We start from the raw sequence: 15,150 nt of genomic DNA on the forward strand, positions 1-15,150 counted from the left end.
TTATGAAACTTTTTTTACAAGAGAGCGTATGTAAAAGTGCAAACTAAAATTGGGGGAGTTAAAAATGGAACAACAGACAGTTACAACTGAAACAGAACAGGTGAGAAAGCCTTCACTGCTTGGGATGATTTTCAGCCCGGGTGAACAATTCGACAGAATCAGAATGAAGCCAATTGTGCTTGTGCCGCTTTTGATTGTGGTGATCCTGGGTACTTTGATAGCCTTTTTGGTGGTTAGCAGCACCGATTATTCGGCAGTCCTTACAGAACAGGGACTACCTGCTGAAGGAGAAGAAGCTGCAGCATTTCAATTAATTACCCAGCTAACGGGAGTTATCGGAGGAATAATTATTGTCCCTCTCGTCATTTTAATTTCGGCAGCTATTTATTTTGCAGTCACTAAGATTGCAGGATCTGACGTTAGCTTCAAGCAGATTTTCTCTCTCAGTATTTTTCTCTCATTCATCAGTACGCTGGGAGGCGTGTTGAATACCTTACTTGCAGCTGCGCTTAACCTGGACCCGGAAGTATACTTGACAAGTCTGCAAAGCCTTGTGGGAGCTGAGGGAGCTTTAGGGGGTATTCTTAGTGGAATAGAGGTATTCAGCATCTGGGTAACTGTCCTGTCTGCACTGGGTCTTCAAAAAGTGGCAGGACTGTCAAAAACAGCATCTTGGGTTATCGCGATTATCTTATTTATCGGCGGACTGATTTTAGCAGCAGCAGGTGGAGCATTTGAAGGAGCATTATAATATGAAAAAAATACTGATTTCGCTTGGATTGGCAGCAATCATCGGAACATTGATCGGCATCAATGTTTATAAGGCATACAATCCCGATGAATATATTGTTCAGACCGGGACACTGCAGGAAAATGAAGTAGCAGGAACTATTTTGCTTCCTGCTACACTTTCCTTTGCGCAGGAGCAATTTATTTTTGCAAATCCCGAGAAGGGACGTATTGCAGAAATTTTGGTTTCTGTAGGAGATACAGTTACAGCGGGAACAGAAATTGTAAGATATGAAAGTGAGCAGCTGAATCTTGAAGCTGAGCAAAACAGACTGGCTCTTCAGTCTAATGATTTGAGAATTCAGCAAATCCAAAACCAGCTGAGCACACTTGACGATAAAGAAGATGATCTTGCTCTCCAGGTTGGCGGTTCGCAAGCTGAAGAGCAAATTGAAGCAGAAAGAAACTCACTGGAACTGGAGCTTAATTTGGCAGAGATTGAGCGTGAGCAAACAGAACTGCAAAGACAGACGATTGACAGGCATCTATCGGAACTGGTTGTAACAAGCGAATTTGACGGTCAGATTGTTTCAGTGGACCGAACAGCGGTTTCGGGCAATTCACAGGGAACTCCCGCGGTACATATTGGTTCTGGGAATCAGCTTGTTGTGAAGGGGCAGCTTTCAGAATATGATTCTACAAAAGTGCTTCCGGGTCAGCCCGTATCACTGCGTTCCGATGCATTGCCTGACATGAAGCTGGAAGGAAGTGTATCTACTATTGGAATCATTCCAGTTTCTGCTGAAACAGCAGGAATGCCTGCAGATCCAAATGCTGCTGTTCAATATCCGATTGAAGCTGCCGTAACTTCGGAAGAGATAACAGCCAAACCGGGCTTCCGGCTGATCATGGAAATTGAAACAGAGAGAAGGACTGCTCAGACTGTTCCTCAAAGTGCCATAAGAAAAGTGGACAGCAAGGATATGATTTATATCGTGGAAGAAGGAAAGGCCGTTGCGAAAGTAGTTGAACTTGGTCTATCAGCTGAAGAATACATTGAAGTGACAAAAGGTTTAACAGCTGAAGATTTGATTGTTCTAAATCCTGGAGATGATTTGAAAGCAGGTATGGAAGTGACGGCAAATGATTAGCCTGGAAGGCATTACAAAAAGCTATTCAATCGGCAAAGAAACTTTTGATGTACTAAAGCATGTCAGCGTTGTGATCGAAGAGGGAGAATTTGTTGCCATTATGGGGCCGTCCGGGTCCGGAAAATCTACTTTAATGAACATCATTGGCTGTCTGGACAGGCCGACTGCAGGAACTTATCAGCTTGACGGAGAGGATATTTCTTCTTTTAAAGATCAGCAGCTTGCAAAGGTGAGAAACATTTCTATTGGGTTTGTTTTTCAGCAGTTTCAGCTGCTGCCCCGCCTCAATGCTTTGAAAAACGTTGAGCTTCCAATGATTTATGCAGGGATTGGCAAAAAAGAAAGAGAAGAAAAAGCAAAAATTGCTCTGCAAAAGGTAGGGCTGGAGGAAAGAATGCTGCATCTGCCCAATGAATTGTCCGGCGGACAAAAGCAAAGGGTAGCCATTGCAAGGGCGATTGTTAATCAACCTAAAATTATTCTTGCCGATGAACCTACCGGGGCACTTGATACTAAGACCAGCATTGCGATCATGGATCAGTTTTTAAAGTTGAATCAAGAAGGAACCACAGTCGTCATTGTCACTCATGAGCAGGAAGTGGCAGACTTTACCCGCCGAACCATCATGGTGCGGGATGGAGAGGTTCACTCTCAAAGCAGTATGGAAAGGGGGCTTGCAGAATGAAGCTCCTTGAAAATATTCAAATGGCGTTTGCCTCTGTTCTCGCCCATAAGATGCGCAGTATGCTGACCATGCTTGGAATCATTATTGGAGTAGGAGCAGTCATCGTTGTTGTTGCTATCGGTCAGGGCGGAGAACAAATGCTGAAATCACAGATTGTCGGTCCTGGAAACACAATTGAAGTGTATTACGAACCAAGTGAAGAAGAGATGAGATCAGATCCGAATGCATTTACTGCTGCCAGATTCACTCAGGCGGATATCAATATGCTGCAGGACATTCCTGAAGTGAAGCAGGTCGTTGCTTCGGTGATGGAGCCTTTAACAATGAGAGTGGAAGCCGAAACTTTTGACACTACTGCTCTCGGAATTAATCAGGCTTATCTGGAAGTGAACAGCCTTGATCTGGGTGAGGGCAGGGGCTTTACGGATTCAGATTTTCTTGGCGGGCGCCGTGTAGCTGTCATCAGCCAGAAATTGAAGGAAGAGGCTTTTAAGGAAAGTGCTGCAGTCGGCTCTGTTATTTGGCTCGGGGGCCAGCCTGCTGAAGTTGTAGGGGTACTGAGGAAGCCGACGGGTCTTTTATCTTTTTCATCAAATGAAGTGTATCTACCATTTCCTACATACAGAAATGCATACGGAAAAAGCAATTACACACAGGTAACGCTTCAGGCAAATTCTGCTGACGATATTCAGGAAGCAGGAGAAAGCGCAACTGATATGCTGAATGATGTCCACGGGACGGAAGAATCCTACAAAGTAATTAACTTTGAAGAATTAGCTGACGGAATCGGACAGATTACAAGCATTATGACCCTCATTATCAGCTCAATTGCCGGCATATCACTTCTGGTGGGCGGTATAGGGGTGATGAATATTATGCTGGTATCTGTAACGGAACGAACAAGAGAAATAGGCATTCGAAAAGCCCTTGGAGCTACCCGGAACCAAATTCTTACACAATTTTTGATCGAAGCGGTCACATTAACTTTCATAGGAGGCGTACTGGGGGTTCTCTTGGGAGTAGGTGTTTCATCTATTGTATCAGCAGCAGCGGGGTGGCCGTCGCTCATCTCCTGGCAAGTTGTCACAGGAGCTCTGCTCTTTTCCATGCTGATCGGGATCGTTTTTGGCATGCTGCCTGCGAACAAAGCCGCCAAGCTCAACCCGATAGAAGCATTAAGATACGAATAATGCTGTAAAAACATTTAAGTTCATATTGCTTACAAGCTGCACCCAATTGTTCAAACAAGGGTGCAGCTTTTTTTAAATGGTGAGGTATCTACGTACAGGTTCATTAGAACTTGAATTATGTTAGATTCTGTTTTAAAATAAAACTTATATAAATAAATGGTCAAAAAAACACCCAATTTGGGTGTTAGTCGTTTGAAAACATATAAACACGGTGATGATAGCGGATTCCAAAAACAAGCCCCATCGCCAGCATCATGCCAATAAGCGAGCTGCCTCCATAGCTGACAAATGGCAGGGGAATTCCTGTAATAGGCAGGAGTCCGATCGTCATGCCTGCATTTTGGAAAACATGAAATACAATCATGCTGATTATACCAGTACATATATAGCTGTTAAAAGGTTCGTTTGTTTCCATAGCGACTTTGACTAGATGATATACAAGCAGAAAGAAGACACTCAGCACAATGCTGGTTCCCAAAAAACCAAATTGCTCCCCTATAACACTAAAGATAAAATCTGTATGATTTTCAGGAATATATACATCCGTTTTTCCAAAACCTTTTCCAAAAACCTGTCCTGATCCAATTGCTTTTAACGAATTAACTAAATGATAGCCCTCATCGCTTTTGTGATCTTCAGGACTCAGCCATGCATAAATTCTTCCAAATTGATATTGTTTAACACCAAGATATTTGGTTAGAACTTGAGGAGCCTGTAGAATAAAATAGAAGATGACTCCCGCCGCAGTACCAATAACCGTAAAAATGGCAGTAATGATTTTCCAGGATATTCCTGAAACAAAAATCATGCCAGTCATAATTGCCAAAATAACAAGAGAAGTGCCCAAATCCGGCTGCTTCATGATCAGGAGTATAGGGACGAAGCAGGTTACACACATCTTAATAAGGAGGAGCATGTCGCTTCCTAATGTTTTTTCCTGATAAATTGTATTATGTTTTGCAATCAATGAACTTAGTGCAAGGATAATAAACGTTTTCATAAATTCCGAAGGCTGAAGATTTCCTATAAGAGGAAACTTAAACCAGCTTTTAGCACCGTTAATTTCAGGTGCGATAGGTTCAGGCGCAAAAATAAGCAAGCTCAGCAGCAGCAATCCAAAACCATAAAAATACCAGGTAAGGCGCTGAAGCTGCTCAGAATCAAAATACATAATCGCGGCAACAATCAAAGTACCCAGGCTGTAAAAAACAATCTGTTTAAAAACAAAGTTTGCACTATATTGACCTGACGATGTTTGTGCTGAATAAATTGCGATGCAGCTGGTACAAAAAAGCAGAAACAAAATAAATGCTAACTGAAAATCAATGCGAGAGCTTAATAGTTGTTTGTCGTTTTCCATTGCTTTCACCACTCAATAAGTTTAAAAATATCCCTGAACAAGTCTTTTTGCCAAGACTTTATTATCGTATGAAATACCTGAAATGTCTACAAAATTAGACGCTTTCCGCTAGAGAAAATTTTCGTTAAAAACTGCTGTTTTTATATTGACTTTTTACTCCTTTTGGTTTATTAAAAAATGCCGTGGGTATATAACAACCATCACGGAAAAAAGATCACCAATAAGGAGGAGTTTACATGAACCACGGAAAAGCTTTAGCAATTAAGGCATTGTTAGTATTGCCGGTTCTGCTGATTGTATTGACTGGAATTTATGACGTACCTATTGGCAGCACTATACTGCTTGGAGTTGTGTTAATTGTCGCTGCATATTTGCTTGGTGACATGATGGTTCTTCCTAAGATGGGTAATGTAGCAGCAACGATTGCAGATTTTGGTTTGGCATTTTTGGTCCTTTGGATTGGACTGAGCATGATGGGCGTTGAGCAGGGCGGCAATGGAGCTCTTCCCGCATTGATTGCATCTATCCTGCTTGCAGCGGGGGAATGGTTTTATCACAAATGGCTGCTAAAAGGAGATCATTCACCGCGAACGACTTCAGCATCTGGCAAACATAAAGAAGTTTATTAATATAAAAGGGGCATTCCGGATCTGTTCGGAAGCCCTTTTTCTTTTGAGATAATGAAGGTGAGGATAGCAAAAAACAGAAGCTGCCAAGAGCTTCCGTTTTTATTTACATCTGCTATCTCTGACCGGTACTGCAAAACAGCTGAAAGTTACATGAAAGAATCTTCTTGAAGCGATCTCATAAATTGAAGGATAATCGCGTTTACCTCATGATAAGCAGTGACTGGGATTTGATGTGCGGCAGGGGAGATCTCCGCTATTTTCAAGTCTTTAACAAACTGAAGATAGGGCTTATGATGGCCTAGGATGTGTAAATCTGCAGAGCCGTAAATAAGCAGAAGCGGCATCGAAAATTCGTCAAGCCTGTCTGCACAGCTGTAATTTTTCATCTCACCATACATCATTTTTACAGTAATAGGATCACTTAGCTTCATATACTCACTCAGTTCTTTACGAACTTTATAATGTGCGGCCCCAAGTCCTTCTGCTATGACAGGGTAGGCTCCCGTTTTGATAAGCCCCAGCCCCCCGGAGAAAAAGCTTTTGAAAAAGGGGGTGGTTGAGTCGGCAAACCCGCCAATTAAAATAAGTCCCCGCACCATTTCCGGATATTGAAGTGAAAACTCCTGTGCAGGCAGCCCTCCATTTGAATAGCCGCAAATTATAGCAGAATCTATTTCCAGCTCTGCTAGGAGAGTATGTATATCTTTCGCCAGCTTTTGAACAGAGGCATCCTCTCCCCAATTAAAGCTTCGGCCATTCCCTCTTAAATCGAAGGTAATCACCTTCATATGTTCTTGAAGCAGTTTTTTTTGAAAGTGAAAGGTTTTCAAACCCATTCCAGCGGGATGTATAAATACAATGGGATTTCCTTCGCCTTCACACTCATAATAAATTTCACCCATATCTACTTTCACAATTGGCATGCTGTACTCCTATGTCTTTATTTCTTACTAATACAATACACCTCTTGTTCAGTTTGTAAACCCCTTTCAAGAAAGGAGTTTAGAAACATAGCAAAAGTGGAATATCTATCATTTGTAGCAGTCATATTTATAAAGACAATTTTTTTTTAATAGTGTATTCTTAAAAAAGATAAATATATTGAAAAAAAGCACTGCAACAACCAGATCGTTGTACTTTCTGTCAGTTGCTATACAGCTCAGCGGACAGGAAGAAAGCCAGAGGAGGAACAAACTGTGTCTGAGAAAAAATCTAAAAAAAGTTCTGCATTTGAATGGATTAAAGCTATCATCATCGCTGTAGGACTGGCACTTGTCATCAGAATATTCTTATTTGAACCCTATTTAGTAGAAGGGGCTTCTATGAATCCTACTCTCCATGATGGTGAAAGGCTGTTCGTGAATAAAACAATTGGGTTTACTAACCATTTTAACAGAGGAGATATTGTGATTATCAATGGGGAGGAAAATGGTCTTCATTACGTGAAGCGGATTGTGGGCCTTCCAGGTGATACCATTGAAATGAATGATGATGTACTAACAATTAATGGAGAAGAAGTGGAAGAGGAATATTTGGACGAAAACAGGCAGGAGGCAGAGCAGATTGGATTGCTCCTCACAGATAATTTTGGTCCCCAAGAAATCCCGGAAGGCAATTATTTCGTAATGGGAGACAACCGCCTGAACAGTATGGACAGCCGAAATGGCCTTGGATTTATAGATGAAGCTAGAATCATTGGGAGATCTGAGTTCGTATTTTTCCCTATAGGAGAAATCAGAAGAACAAACTAAAGAACATAACAAAAGCCTGATCTGGACTCTTCCAGTTCAGGCTTTTTGCAACAAATTCTTCAGAAAAAGCAATATTCCTGGATTTTCTTTATCTCCATGCAGACTTATTCACCAGCCAGCCGCTTCCGCTCGTAGTGATAATGACAGTTCCATTCATATCTGTCCGATAGATTTTGCTTCCCATATTGAGAAGCCTGTTGATTGTTGATGAAGTAGGATGCCCGTAGCTGTTTGAACCTACTGATATGACTGAAGCAGACGGATTGACTTTGTTCAGAAATGCTGTAGACGTAGAGGTATCGCTGCCATGATGGCCAACTTTTAATATGTTGGCTCTTAAATCATAACCTGCATTGATCATATCAGTTTCTGCTGCATGCTCAGCATCTCCGGTAAAAAGGAATGAAGTGGATCCGTACACTGCTTTAATAACGGCAGAATTGTCATTGGTGTTACTGTAATTCTTAACAGGGCCGGTCATAAACATTTGAAAAGTTTTCCCGCTTACTGTTGTGTTAATAATTGACACGCCGGCCGCTGCACGAGTAATGGTCAGTTTTTTTGCATTGATTGCGTTAATGACATCTAAATAAGTTTGTGAAGTAGAAGTCTGGCTGGGCATATAGATTTTACCGATGGAAAACGATTTTATTACATCGTCAAGGCCGCCGATATGATCAGCATGCGGGTGGGTACCTACAACATAGTCTATATGGGAAACTCCTTGATTTTTTATGTAATTGACTACTGACTGCCCATATTGATTATCGCCTGCATCTATTACCATGTTTTGGCCATTGGGAAGCTTTAAAAGCATAGCATCACCTTGTCCAACATCTATGTAATGAACTTGCAGGTTTGCAGATGCACTTGTACGATTTTCTCCATAGTAAGAGAAAAAAGATAGAATAAAAACTGTTAACACTAAAATGCTGCCAAACTTTTTGAAAAACTGATTGCTCATCATGATTGCCTCCTAGTATAGTAAAATTTGAAGAAAAATTTACCTCAATTACCAACTTATCATGAAAATGTTAATCTTACTCCCGAATTCTGTTAAAATAGATCAATATATACATTAAAAATTTAATATTCCTTAACAAAAATACCGTAATCTATAGTAAAGCCTAAGATTTTAAATGTTGGGGGCTAAGAAAGGTTGTTACTAGATGGATAAAGAAAGAAAATTATTTATCGTAGATCGACTGGAAGGAGATTACGCTGTTATTGAGTTTGGCAGAGAGACTTTTCCTTTTCCAAAAGAAAAGCTCCCTCCAGAGATGAAAGAAGGAGACGTTCTCGATATTGCTATTACAATTAACGCAGCAGCAACACAGGAAAGAAAGCAGCATATAGAAGCACTGACGAACTCTTTATTCAGAGACGAATAAATCCTGGATAAATGGTAAAATTTTCACGCATTCCTCCGATATAAGAATTGAAGGTAAGATTCTTGGAGGGTTATGATGGAAAAGGCAGAGAAAACTTGTTCAGTGGAAGGCTGTGAAGGCAAGATAAAGGCAAAGATGCTTTGCGAAAAACATTATGCCAGGCAGAGGAGAAACGGAAGTCCCACCGCCTTGAAAAACATTGGTTACGGTGTGGAAATGCTGTGCAGTATTGAGGGGTGCAATGGAGAGCATTATTCAAAAGGACTTTGCAAACACCATTATCGAAGCGAATACGAATACCCTAAGCGGAAATTTAAAAGGCTGATTAAAGGGAAAAGTTTATTGGAGCTTTTTGGAGAACAACCGTCAAAAAAATAACTATTACAAAAGCATGCTGTCAAAGCATGCTTTTTTATATCACCTAATATAATAGAATCTAAAACAACTTCAGCGCATGTTACTATGAAAAAGAGTTATAATATAGGTAGATAAAGGGGGTGAATGCAGAGTGATAGATTTTCTGGAGTTAACCAACGAAGTAGGGCCGTATATGCTGCTGATGAGCATGCTGTTTACTGCAGCTGCCGTCTATGCTTTTGGATATCTTTTTCAGAATGGTTTTAAGCTGAATCAAGTCGTGAAGCAGGAAAGAAATGCCGATTTGCAATGCGGCAATCCCGTTTTTGATATTTGCCGTTCTATAGACAGTATACAAAGCTGGATTACAAAAAAAATGAAACGGAAAGATTCTCCTGATGATAACCCGGCGCATAGCCTTCTTGTTTTTGACCATAATGGGAAGATGAAAAAACAAGGAGGATTACGATGGAAAAGAAAATCAGCAGCTCTGCATTCAAGACGGGTGCAGTTTTATTTGCTGTCACTGCGGCAGCAGTTTTGTTAGGAGGATGCCAGCAGGCAGGTGCAGGGGGAATTACTTCAGAAACCCCCGGGTTGTTTAATCATTATGTTGTTTATCCTTTTTCATATTTAATAAAAGCTTTTGCAGGTTTGTTTGGGGGCAGTTACGGTTTATCCATAATCGTCATTACGTTATTGATTCGGTTTTGTCTTATGCCCCTTATGGTGAGGCAGACAAAAATGTCGATGAATTTAAAAGAACAAATGGCTGTTATACAGCCTGAGATGAAAGTGATACAAGAAAAGATGAAGCGGGCGAAAGATACTGATGCAAAAACCAAGCTTCAGCAGGAAATGATGCAGCTGTATCAGGCAAAGGGCATCAACCCCCTTGCTTCATTGGGCGGCTGCCTTCCAATGCTGCTGCAGCTTCCGATACTGATGGGATTTTATTATGCCATTCAGCAAACACCTGATATTGCAGCACATTCTTTCCTTTGGTTTAATCTTGGGTCAGCTGATCGTATTCTGCCGCTCCTTGCCGGAGTAATTTACTATATTCAATTCAAAGTTTCACTGATTACTATGGACGCAGAACAAAGAAAACAGATGGCGGTGCTTGGCTACTTGTCACCTGTTATGATGGCAGTATTTTCATTTTCTGTACCAGCTGCCATTCCGCTGTACTGGTGTGTTGGAGGTATATTCATTATAGCCCAGACCTGGTTTATACAAAAAATGTACAGTAAAAAGCCGGCTGCGGCATCAGTGCCGCTGGACCAAAGCTAATTGTATGCAGGGGCTGTCCTGAGGGGGTGTAAACTTCTTGCAGGGCAGCTTTTTTTGTGGTTAGGAAATCCTCCAAGGGTTAGAAACTGTAAAGCTTAATTGATTTATTCTCCAGCCCATAAATTTCCTCTCATTGTAACTTTCTTACTGACTTCATCGTCCAGATGTAACAAAGGGGTGAACAACATGAAGAGAAGTATAGCTTTTTTATATATACTGTTGCTTTTGCTGACAGCTTGTTCTCAAAGTGAAGGGGACAGCAGTTCCGTTGGAGAGGAAAAAAATTTTTCTTCTGAGGACAGTATACAGAATGAAGAAGAGAGTGGAGAAAGCTCAAATAATGCTGCTTTTGCTAATGAGCATACACGAAAAATTGTTTACCAGGCTTCCCTGCAGCTGGAAGTTGACAATTATGAAGCATCCGCCGCGACAATAGAAGATGAAACCGCTAAACTAAATGGATACATAGTGAGCGCAGCGGATTATGCCCGGGAAGAAGAGGAGAACAGGGCAGGAGTGATAGTGGTCAAAATTCCACAGGAGCATTTTCAGGATTTTATCACTTCTTTATCAACAGCGGGGAACAGGGTTAGAGAAAAGGAATTGCAGGCACAGGATGTGACTGAGGAATTTGTAGACACAGAAGCAAGGATTCGTTCCAAGAAAGCTGTTGAAGCAAGATTGCTTGCATTCATGGAAGATGCTCAAAAAACAGAAGAACTCTTGGCGATTTCCAAGGATTTATCAACGGTACAGGAAGAAATTGAACAGCTGACAGGAAGATTAAATCTCTTGAAAAATCAGGTGAACTATGCTTCCATTACTATCTCGCTTCAAGAAGAAGGGGTAAAGATTCCGGCTGTAAAGCAGGAGCTGAATACATGGGGGAAAACAAAGGAACAATTTATGAAAAGTGTGAATACTGTATTGCAGGGTATTTCATCAACGATCGTATTTTTTGCAGGAAATTCTCCAATCATTGTTCCAGCAGCTGCGATATGCTTCCTTTTCTTCTTTTTCCGCAGAAAAAGAAACAAGGAAAAATAAACATCAGTTAAAGCCCCTCTCAAATTGAGAAGGGCTAATTCCAGTAGTATAAGTTCAAACTCAATACCAAGTAGCCGCATATCCTTTTTCCATTACGCTACTGAATCCAATTGATCGTCCAACTCAATCATGTTTGCTCTCTGATGTCGGGCGGCTGCGAAGAAAATAAGCACCGTACATATAGTGATGAAAGCAGAGGCAATATATGAAACTGACATGGAAAGCCCTAAGCCAATAGGAGCGTTAATAATATAAGTAGTGGTAGCCATTAGCATAAACGTCCCCGGAATCAAAGCAATCCAGTAGTTTTTCCTAGCTATGAACAAATACATTGCCCCGACAAACAGTGCGATAACAGCCGTTGACTGATTTGCCCAGGAAAAGTACCTCCATAAAAGAGTGAAATCTATTCTTGTTAAACCAAAAGATATCACAAAAAGCGGCAGGGCAATCCACAATCGGCTTAATAGTTTCTTTTGAGGAAAACGAATATAATCAGCAATAATCATTCTGGCACTTCTAAAAGCAGTGTCTCCTGAAGTAATTGGAAGTATGATAACGCCAAGGACTGCAAGCGTTCCTCCAACGGCACCCAGCATCACTGTAGAAACTTCTCTGACTACTGCTCCCGGGCCCCCTGCAGCAAGAACATCATTCAGCCCATTATATCCGTTAAACAGACTCATGGCTGCTGCTGCCCATATCATAGCAATGATCCCTTCAGCAATCATCATGCCATAGAAAATCGAGCGTCCCTGCTTTTCATTCTGCGTTGTTCTTGAAATAATTGGCGTTTGTGTAGCATGAAACCCTGATAATGCACCGCAGGAAATTGTCAAAAACAGCAGCGGGAAGATTGGGGCAGAATCAGGATGCATATTAGAAAAAGACAGTTCTGGAATTGGTGCACCCGTGAAAATTAGAGCCAAACCTACACCTGCTGCACTTATCAGCAGCAGTGCGCCGAAAAGAGGATATAATCTTCCGATAATCTTATCAATTGGCAGCAATGTAGCGAGAATATAATATATAAAGATTGCACTGATAATTAGACTAAAAGACACCCAGTCCGGTGTAATACTGGAAAGAAGATCTGCAGGTGCTGATACAAATACTGTACCGACAAGCAGCAGGAGTAAAATAGCAAATGCATTTACCACATGCTTCATGACTTTTCCGAGGAATTTACCGGCAAGTTCAGGCAAATGGGCTCCACGGTTTCTAATAGATATCATCCCTGTTAGGTAATCATGAACGGCACCTGCAAAAATACATCCAAAGACAATCCATATAAATGCTGCAGGTCCATAAAGCGCACCCATAATGGGACCAAAGATAGGACCCACTCCTGCAATGTTCAGCAATTGGATAAGTGAGTTTCTCTTTTTTCCCATAGGTAAATAATCTACATTGTCCTTGTAAGCAAATGCAGGTGTTTTTCTGGTTTCTTTTACTCCAAATACTTTTTCAACATACTTGCCATAGGTAAAATAGCCGATAATAAGCAGAATAATAGAAAATATAAATGTGAACATTGGTATCAACTCCCCTTTGTATACGCTTACATACATTGTAATCCTTAACAGCGGTGAAAGGAAATAAAAATGCTTTCGAATTGCCAACATGTCATGTATACAGTGGGCGCTCTGGAGCGCATATTTCCAACGGAAATATGTATTCCTGAAAGCTTTTTGGCATAAATTTGTATGAGTAAGCCAAACTGCTAATAAAAACATTAAGGGAGCTGTCCATTTTGGCAGATACAAACGTTTCAGCACTTTCTGCTGAAATCAGGTATTTTTTAAATAGTTACTGCAAATCAGTACAAAAAACTTTGGAAACCCCGGCAAAGTCTATTCTTTTATCAGGTTCACTTCCACTGCAGTGCTATGATGATGAAAAAAGTGATATTGATATAGCTGTACTTTTGGAAAAGCCGCTGACCAGGGTAGAAATCAGCAGATTGAAAAAACTGCATGAACAGATGGATAGAACTGTGAATTACCGTATGGACATTCTGTTTTTGCTGAAAATCAAAAGCGAAATTTACAACTGCATACAGTTTCAGTATAGCAGCGGTAATATTTCTTGTGAAAGAAAGGAATTGAGAATTTTTGAGTGGCTGACAATTTGTCATAATCACATTCTTATGACAGGAGAAATTGTAGACGTTGACAGCTCTAATACAGTTTTGTTAAAAGACTTTGCAGGCAGGGAGCTTAACAGGCAGCTGAAAAAGTACAGTGAAGCCAGCATTCGGAATTCCGATTTCTTCTTTTCAGAGAGCATATCACAGCTGGCGAGAACACTTTATACAATGGAAACGGGAAAAATAGAATCAAAACTGAGAGCCTGCCTTTGGCTTTGTGATCGTGAGCCTGCTTGGAAAAAGACAGTACTGGAGGCCATTCGGCTGAGAGAAGGAAGTATAAAGAAGAGTTTTTATTCATCCACACTGCAATGGAAAAAGGATATCTTCCAATTTTATCATGATATCCTTGCCAAGTTGAACCATAGAGAAAGCTGCTGAAAATCTCAGCAGCTTGGTACATTACTTATTCAACCAGCCGTCCACCAGCTCACGGTTGTTTTCTACCCATTGCTGGGCACCTTCTTGGTGGCTGGATGCGTTCTCTACTTCTTTAATCAATGAACCGAGCTGGTCATCGTTCATTTCCCAGTTGGTCATCCATTCATATACTTCAGGATGATCTTCACTAAAGCCCTGTCTTGCCATGAATTGAATGTTATCCGGATCTCCATAGGTGTTTTCAGGGTCCTCGAGATATTTTAAATCCATTTCGGCAAAAATCCAGTGAGGATTCCAAAGTGTGACCACCACAGGCTGTTCTGCATCATAAGCTTTCTTAAGCTCAGTCAGCATAGCCGCTTCAGAAGATTCTACAAGGTTTAAGTTCGTCAGCCCATACCTTTCTATTGTTTGTGATGTAAGTTCCATAAGACTTGATCCCGGATCAATTCCCACAATCTCGCTGTTAAATGTATCAGCCTGTGCAGAAAGATCTTCAATACTGTTCATATCAGTCATATATTCAGGTACGACAAGCCCCAATTTTGTGCCTTCATACCATGTTTCACCAAAGTCAATAGTGTCTTGATATTCCTGATAAAGAGACTGATCGGAAAGGGGGAGCCAGGCCTGACTGGATAAATCAATATCTCCTCTGCTGAGCCCGGTCCACATTGCAGCCTTGTCCAATTCAAGCATTTCGACTTCATAGCCTTCCTGTTCAAGAATCTCTTTCCACAAATAAGCTGTTGAAATATTATCAATCCAGCTCATCATTGCCATGCTGACTTTTTTATTTTGTTCTTCGCCTTCCCCACTGCCTTCATTGTTGTTCCCATTTCCGCAGGCTGCCAGAAATAGTGTCAAAATCAGTGACAGTATAAAGAATGGTTTTTTCATAGTAGTTTTGCTCCTTTTTATGTATTTGCACCAACTTTCTTCTTTCCCTTTCTTATGATAAACAAAACCTAAAATCATAAAAAAACGTTTATTTTATTTTGAAACAGGGTAAAAGAATTTAGTACTGCTATACATAT

At 40.9% G+C, this 15,150-nt stretch carries 17 protein-coding genes; 12 read left to right on the forward strand and 5 right to left on the reverse strand.

Annotation, left to right across the window (positions count from 1 at the left end; all coding sequences use genetic code 11):
- Positions 1 to 64 precede the first annotated feature (64 nt).
- From yknW to GJU40_RS05525, 4 genes are read left to right on the forward strand one after another with little or no spacing between them, the layout of a single operon-like run.
- Positions 65 to 751, forward strand: a complete 687-nt coding sequence (gene yknW / locus GJU40_RS05510) for a YknW family membrane protein (RefSeq protein WP_154306754.1) — start codon at positions 65 to 67, stop codon at positions 749 to 751.
- A 1-nt stretch (position 752) separates the two neighbouring features.
- A complete protein-coding gene (locus tag GJU40_RS05515; protein WP_154306755.1) occupies positions 753 to 1,880 on the forward strand; it encodes an efflux RND transporter periplasmic adaptor subunit in 1,128 nt (375 codons plus the stop codon).
- Positions 1,873 to 2,565 (forward strand): ABC transporter ATP-binding protein, encoded by a 693-nt coding sequence (locus tag GJU40_RS05520; protein WP_154306756.1) that lies wholly within the window; start codon positions 1,873 to 1,875, stop codon positions 2,563 to 2,565. The genes GJU40_RS05515 and GJU40_RS05520 overlap by 8 nt, the downstream gene beginning before the upstream one ends.
- Positions 2,562 to 3,755 (forward strand): ABC transporter permease, encoded by a 1,194-nt coding sequence (locus GJU40_RS05525; RefSeq protein WP_154306757.1) that lies wholly within the window; start codon positions 2,562 to 2,564, stop codon positions 3,753 to 3,755. Before GJU40_RS05520 ends, GJU40_RS05525 begins: the two co-directional genes overlap by 4 nt.
- Before the next feature lie 184 nt (positions 3,756 to 3,939).
- Here the strand turns inward: GJU40_RS05525 and rodA are convergent, their stop codons facing one another.
- Positions 3,940 to 5,115: a rod shape-determining protein RodA gene (gene rodA / locus GJU40_RS05530; RefSeq protein WP_154306758.1), complete on the reverse strand. Its 1,176-nt coding sequence runs from the start codon at positions 5,113 to 5,115 to the stop codon at positions 3,940 to 3,942.
- Between the two features lie 236 nt (positions 5,116 to 5,351).
- Here rodA and GJU40_RS05535 point away from each other — a divergent pair, with 236 nt between their 5' ends.
- Positions 5,352 to 5,744 carry a DUF2512 family protein gene (locus GJU40_RS05535; RefSeq protein ID WP_154306759.1) on the forward strand — a complete coding sequence of 131 codons (393 nt, stop codon included), beginning with the start codon at positions 5,352 to 5,354 and terminating at the stop codon, positions 5,742 to 5,744.
- A 146-nt stretch (positions 5,745 to 5,890) separates the two neighbouring features.
- On the opposite strand, the gene GJU40_RS05540 is transcribed toward GJU40_RS05535, so the two are convergent.
- Positions 5,891 to 6,667, reverse strand: coding sequence for an alpha/beta fold hydrolase (locus tag GJU40_RS05540; protein WP_154306760.1), 777 nt, complete (start codon positions 6,665 to 6,667; stop codon positions 5,891 to 5,893).
- 273 nt (positions 6,668 to 6,940) lie between these two features.
- Between GJU40_RS05540 and lepB the strand changes: the two genes are divergently transcribed.
- Positions 6,941 to 7,495, forward strand: coding sequence for a signal peptidase I (lepB, locus tag GJU40_RS05545; RefSeq protein WP_343031416.1), 555 nt, complete (start codon positions 6,941 to 6,943; stop codon positions 7,493 to 7,495).
- Between the two features lie 88 nt (positions 7,496 to 7,583).
- Here lepB and GJU40_RS05550 read toward each other — a convergent pair whose 3' ends face one another.
- Positions 7,584 to 8,462: a ComEC/Rec2 family competence protein gene (locus GJU40_RS05550; protein WP_154306761.1), complete on the reverse strand. Its 879-nt coding sequence runs from the start codon at positions 8,460 to 8,462 to the stop codon at positions 7,584 to 7,586.
- Positions 8,463 to 8,664: 202 nt separating this feature from the next.
- Here GJU40_RS05550 and GJU40_RS05555 point away from each other — a divergent pair, with 202 nt between their 5' ends.
- From GJU40_RS05555 to GJU40_RS05575, 5 genes are all read left to right on the forward strand, one after another.
- The gene (locus tag GJU40_RS05555; RefSeq protein WP_154306762.1) at positions 8,665 to 8,886 is read left to right on the forward strand and encodes a DUF3006 domain-containing protein; all 222 of its coding nucleotides are present in this window, start codon (positions 8,665 to 8,667) and stop codon (positions 8,884 to 8,886) included.
- A gap of 72 nt (positions 8,887 to 8,958) precedes the next feature.
- Positions 8,959 to 9,264, forward strand: a complete 306-nt coding sequence (locus tag GJU40_RS05560; protein WP_212029796.1) for a hypothetical protein — start codon at positions 8,959 to 8,961, stop codon at positions 9,262 to 9,264.
- 130 nt (positions 9,265 to 9,394) lie between these two features.
- Entirely contained in the window at positions 9,395 to 9,790 is a 396-nt protein-coding gene (locus GJU40_RS05565) for a hypothetical protein (protein ID WP_154306763.1), read from the forward strand.
- A complete protein-coding gene (yidC, locus tag GJU40_RS05570; protein ID WP_154306764.1) occupies positions 9,712 to 10,536 on the forward strand; it encodes a membrane protein insertase YidC in 825 nt (274 codons plus the stop codon). Before GJU40_RS05565 ends, yidC begins: the two co-directional genes overlap by 79 nt.
- A 186-nt stretch (positions 10,537 to 10,722) precedes the next feature.
- On the forward strand, positions 10,723 to 11,583 hold the full coding sequence (locus GJU40_RS05575; RefSeq protein WP_154306765.1) for a DUF4349 domain-containing protein: 861 nt from the start codon (positions 10,723 to 10,725) through the stop codon (positions 11,581 to 11,583).
- Positions 11,584 to 11,675: 92 nt separating this feature from the next.
- Here GJU40_RS05575 and GJU40_RS05580 read toward each other — a convergent pair whose 3' ends face one another.
- On the reverse strand, positions 11,676 to 13,118 hold the full coding sequence (locus GJU40_RS05580; RefSeq protein WP_154306766.1) for a carbon starvation CstA family protein: 1,443 nt from the start codon (positions 13,116 to 13,118) through the stop codon (positions 11,676 to 11,678).
- Positions 13,119 to 13,336: 218 nt separating this feature from the next.
- Here GJU40_RS05580 and GJU40_RS05585 point away from each other — a divergent pair, with 218 nt between their 5' ends.
- A complete protein-coding gene (locus GJU40_RS05585) occupies positions 13,337 to 14,113 on the forward strand; it encodes an aminoglycoside adenylyltransferase domain-containing protein (protein ID WP_154306767.1) in 777 nt (258 codons plus the stop codon).
- Between the two features lie 21 nt (positions 14,114 to 14,134).
- Here GJU40_RS05585 and GJU40_RS05590 read toward each other — a convergent pair whose 3' ends face one another.
- Complete coding sequence (locus GJU40_RS05590) at positions 14,135 to 15,013, reverse strand: glycine betaine ABC transporter substrate-binding protein (RefSeq protein WP_170289338.1); 879 nt, start codon at positions 15,011 to 15,013, stop codon at positions 14,135 to 14,137.
- Positions 15,014 to 15,150 lie beyond the last annotated feature (137 nt).

The sequence above is a fragment of the Metabacillus lacus genome (genome assembly GCF_009674805.1).
Taxonomy (GTDB): domain Bacteria; phylum Bacillota; class Bacilli; order Bacillales; family Bacillaceae; genus Metabacillus_C; species Metabacillus_C lacus.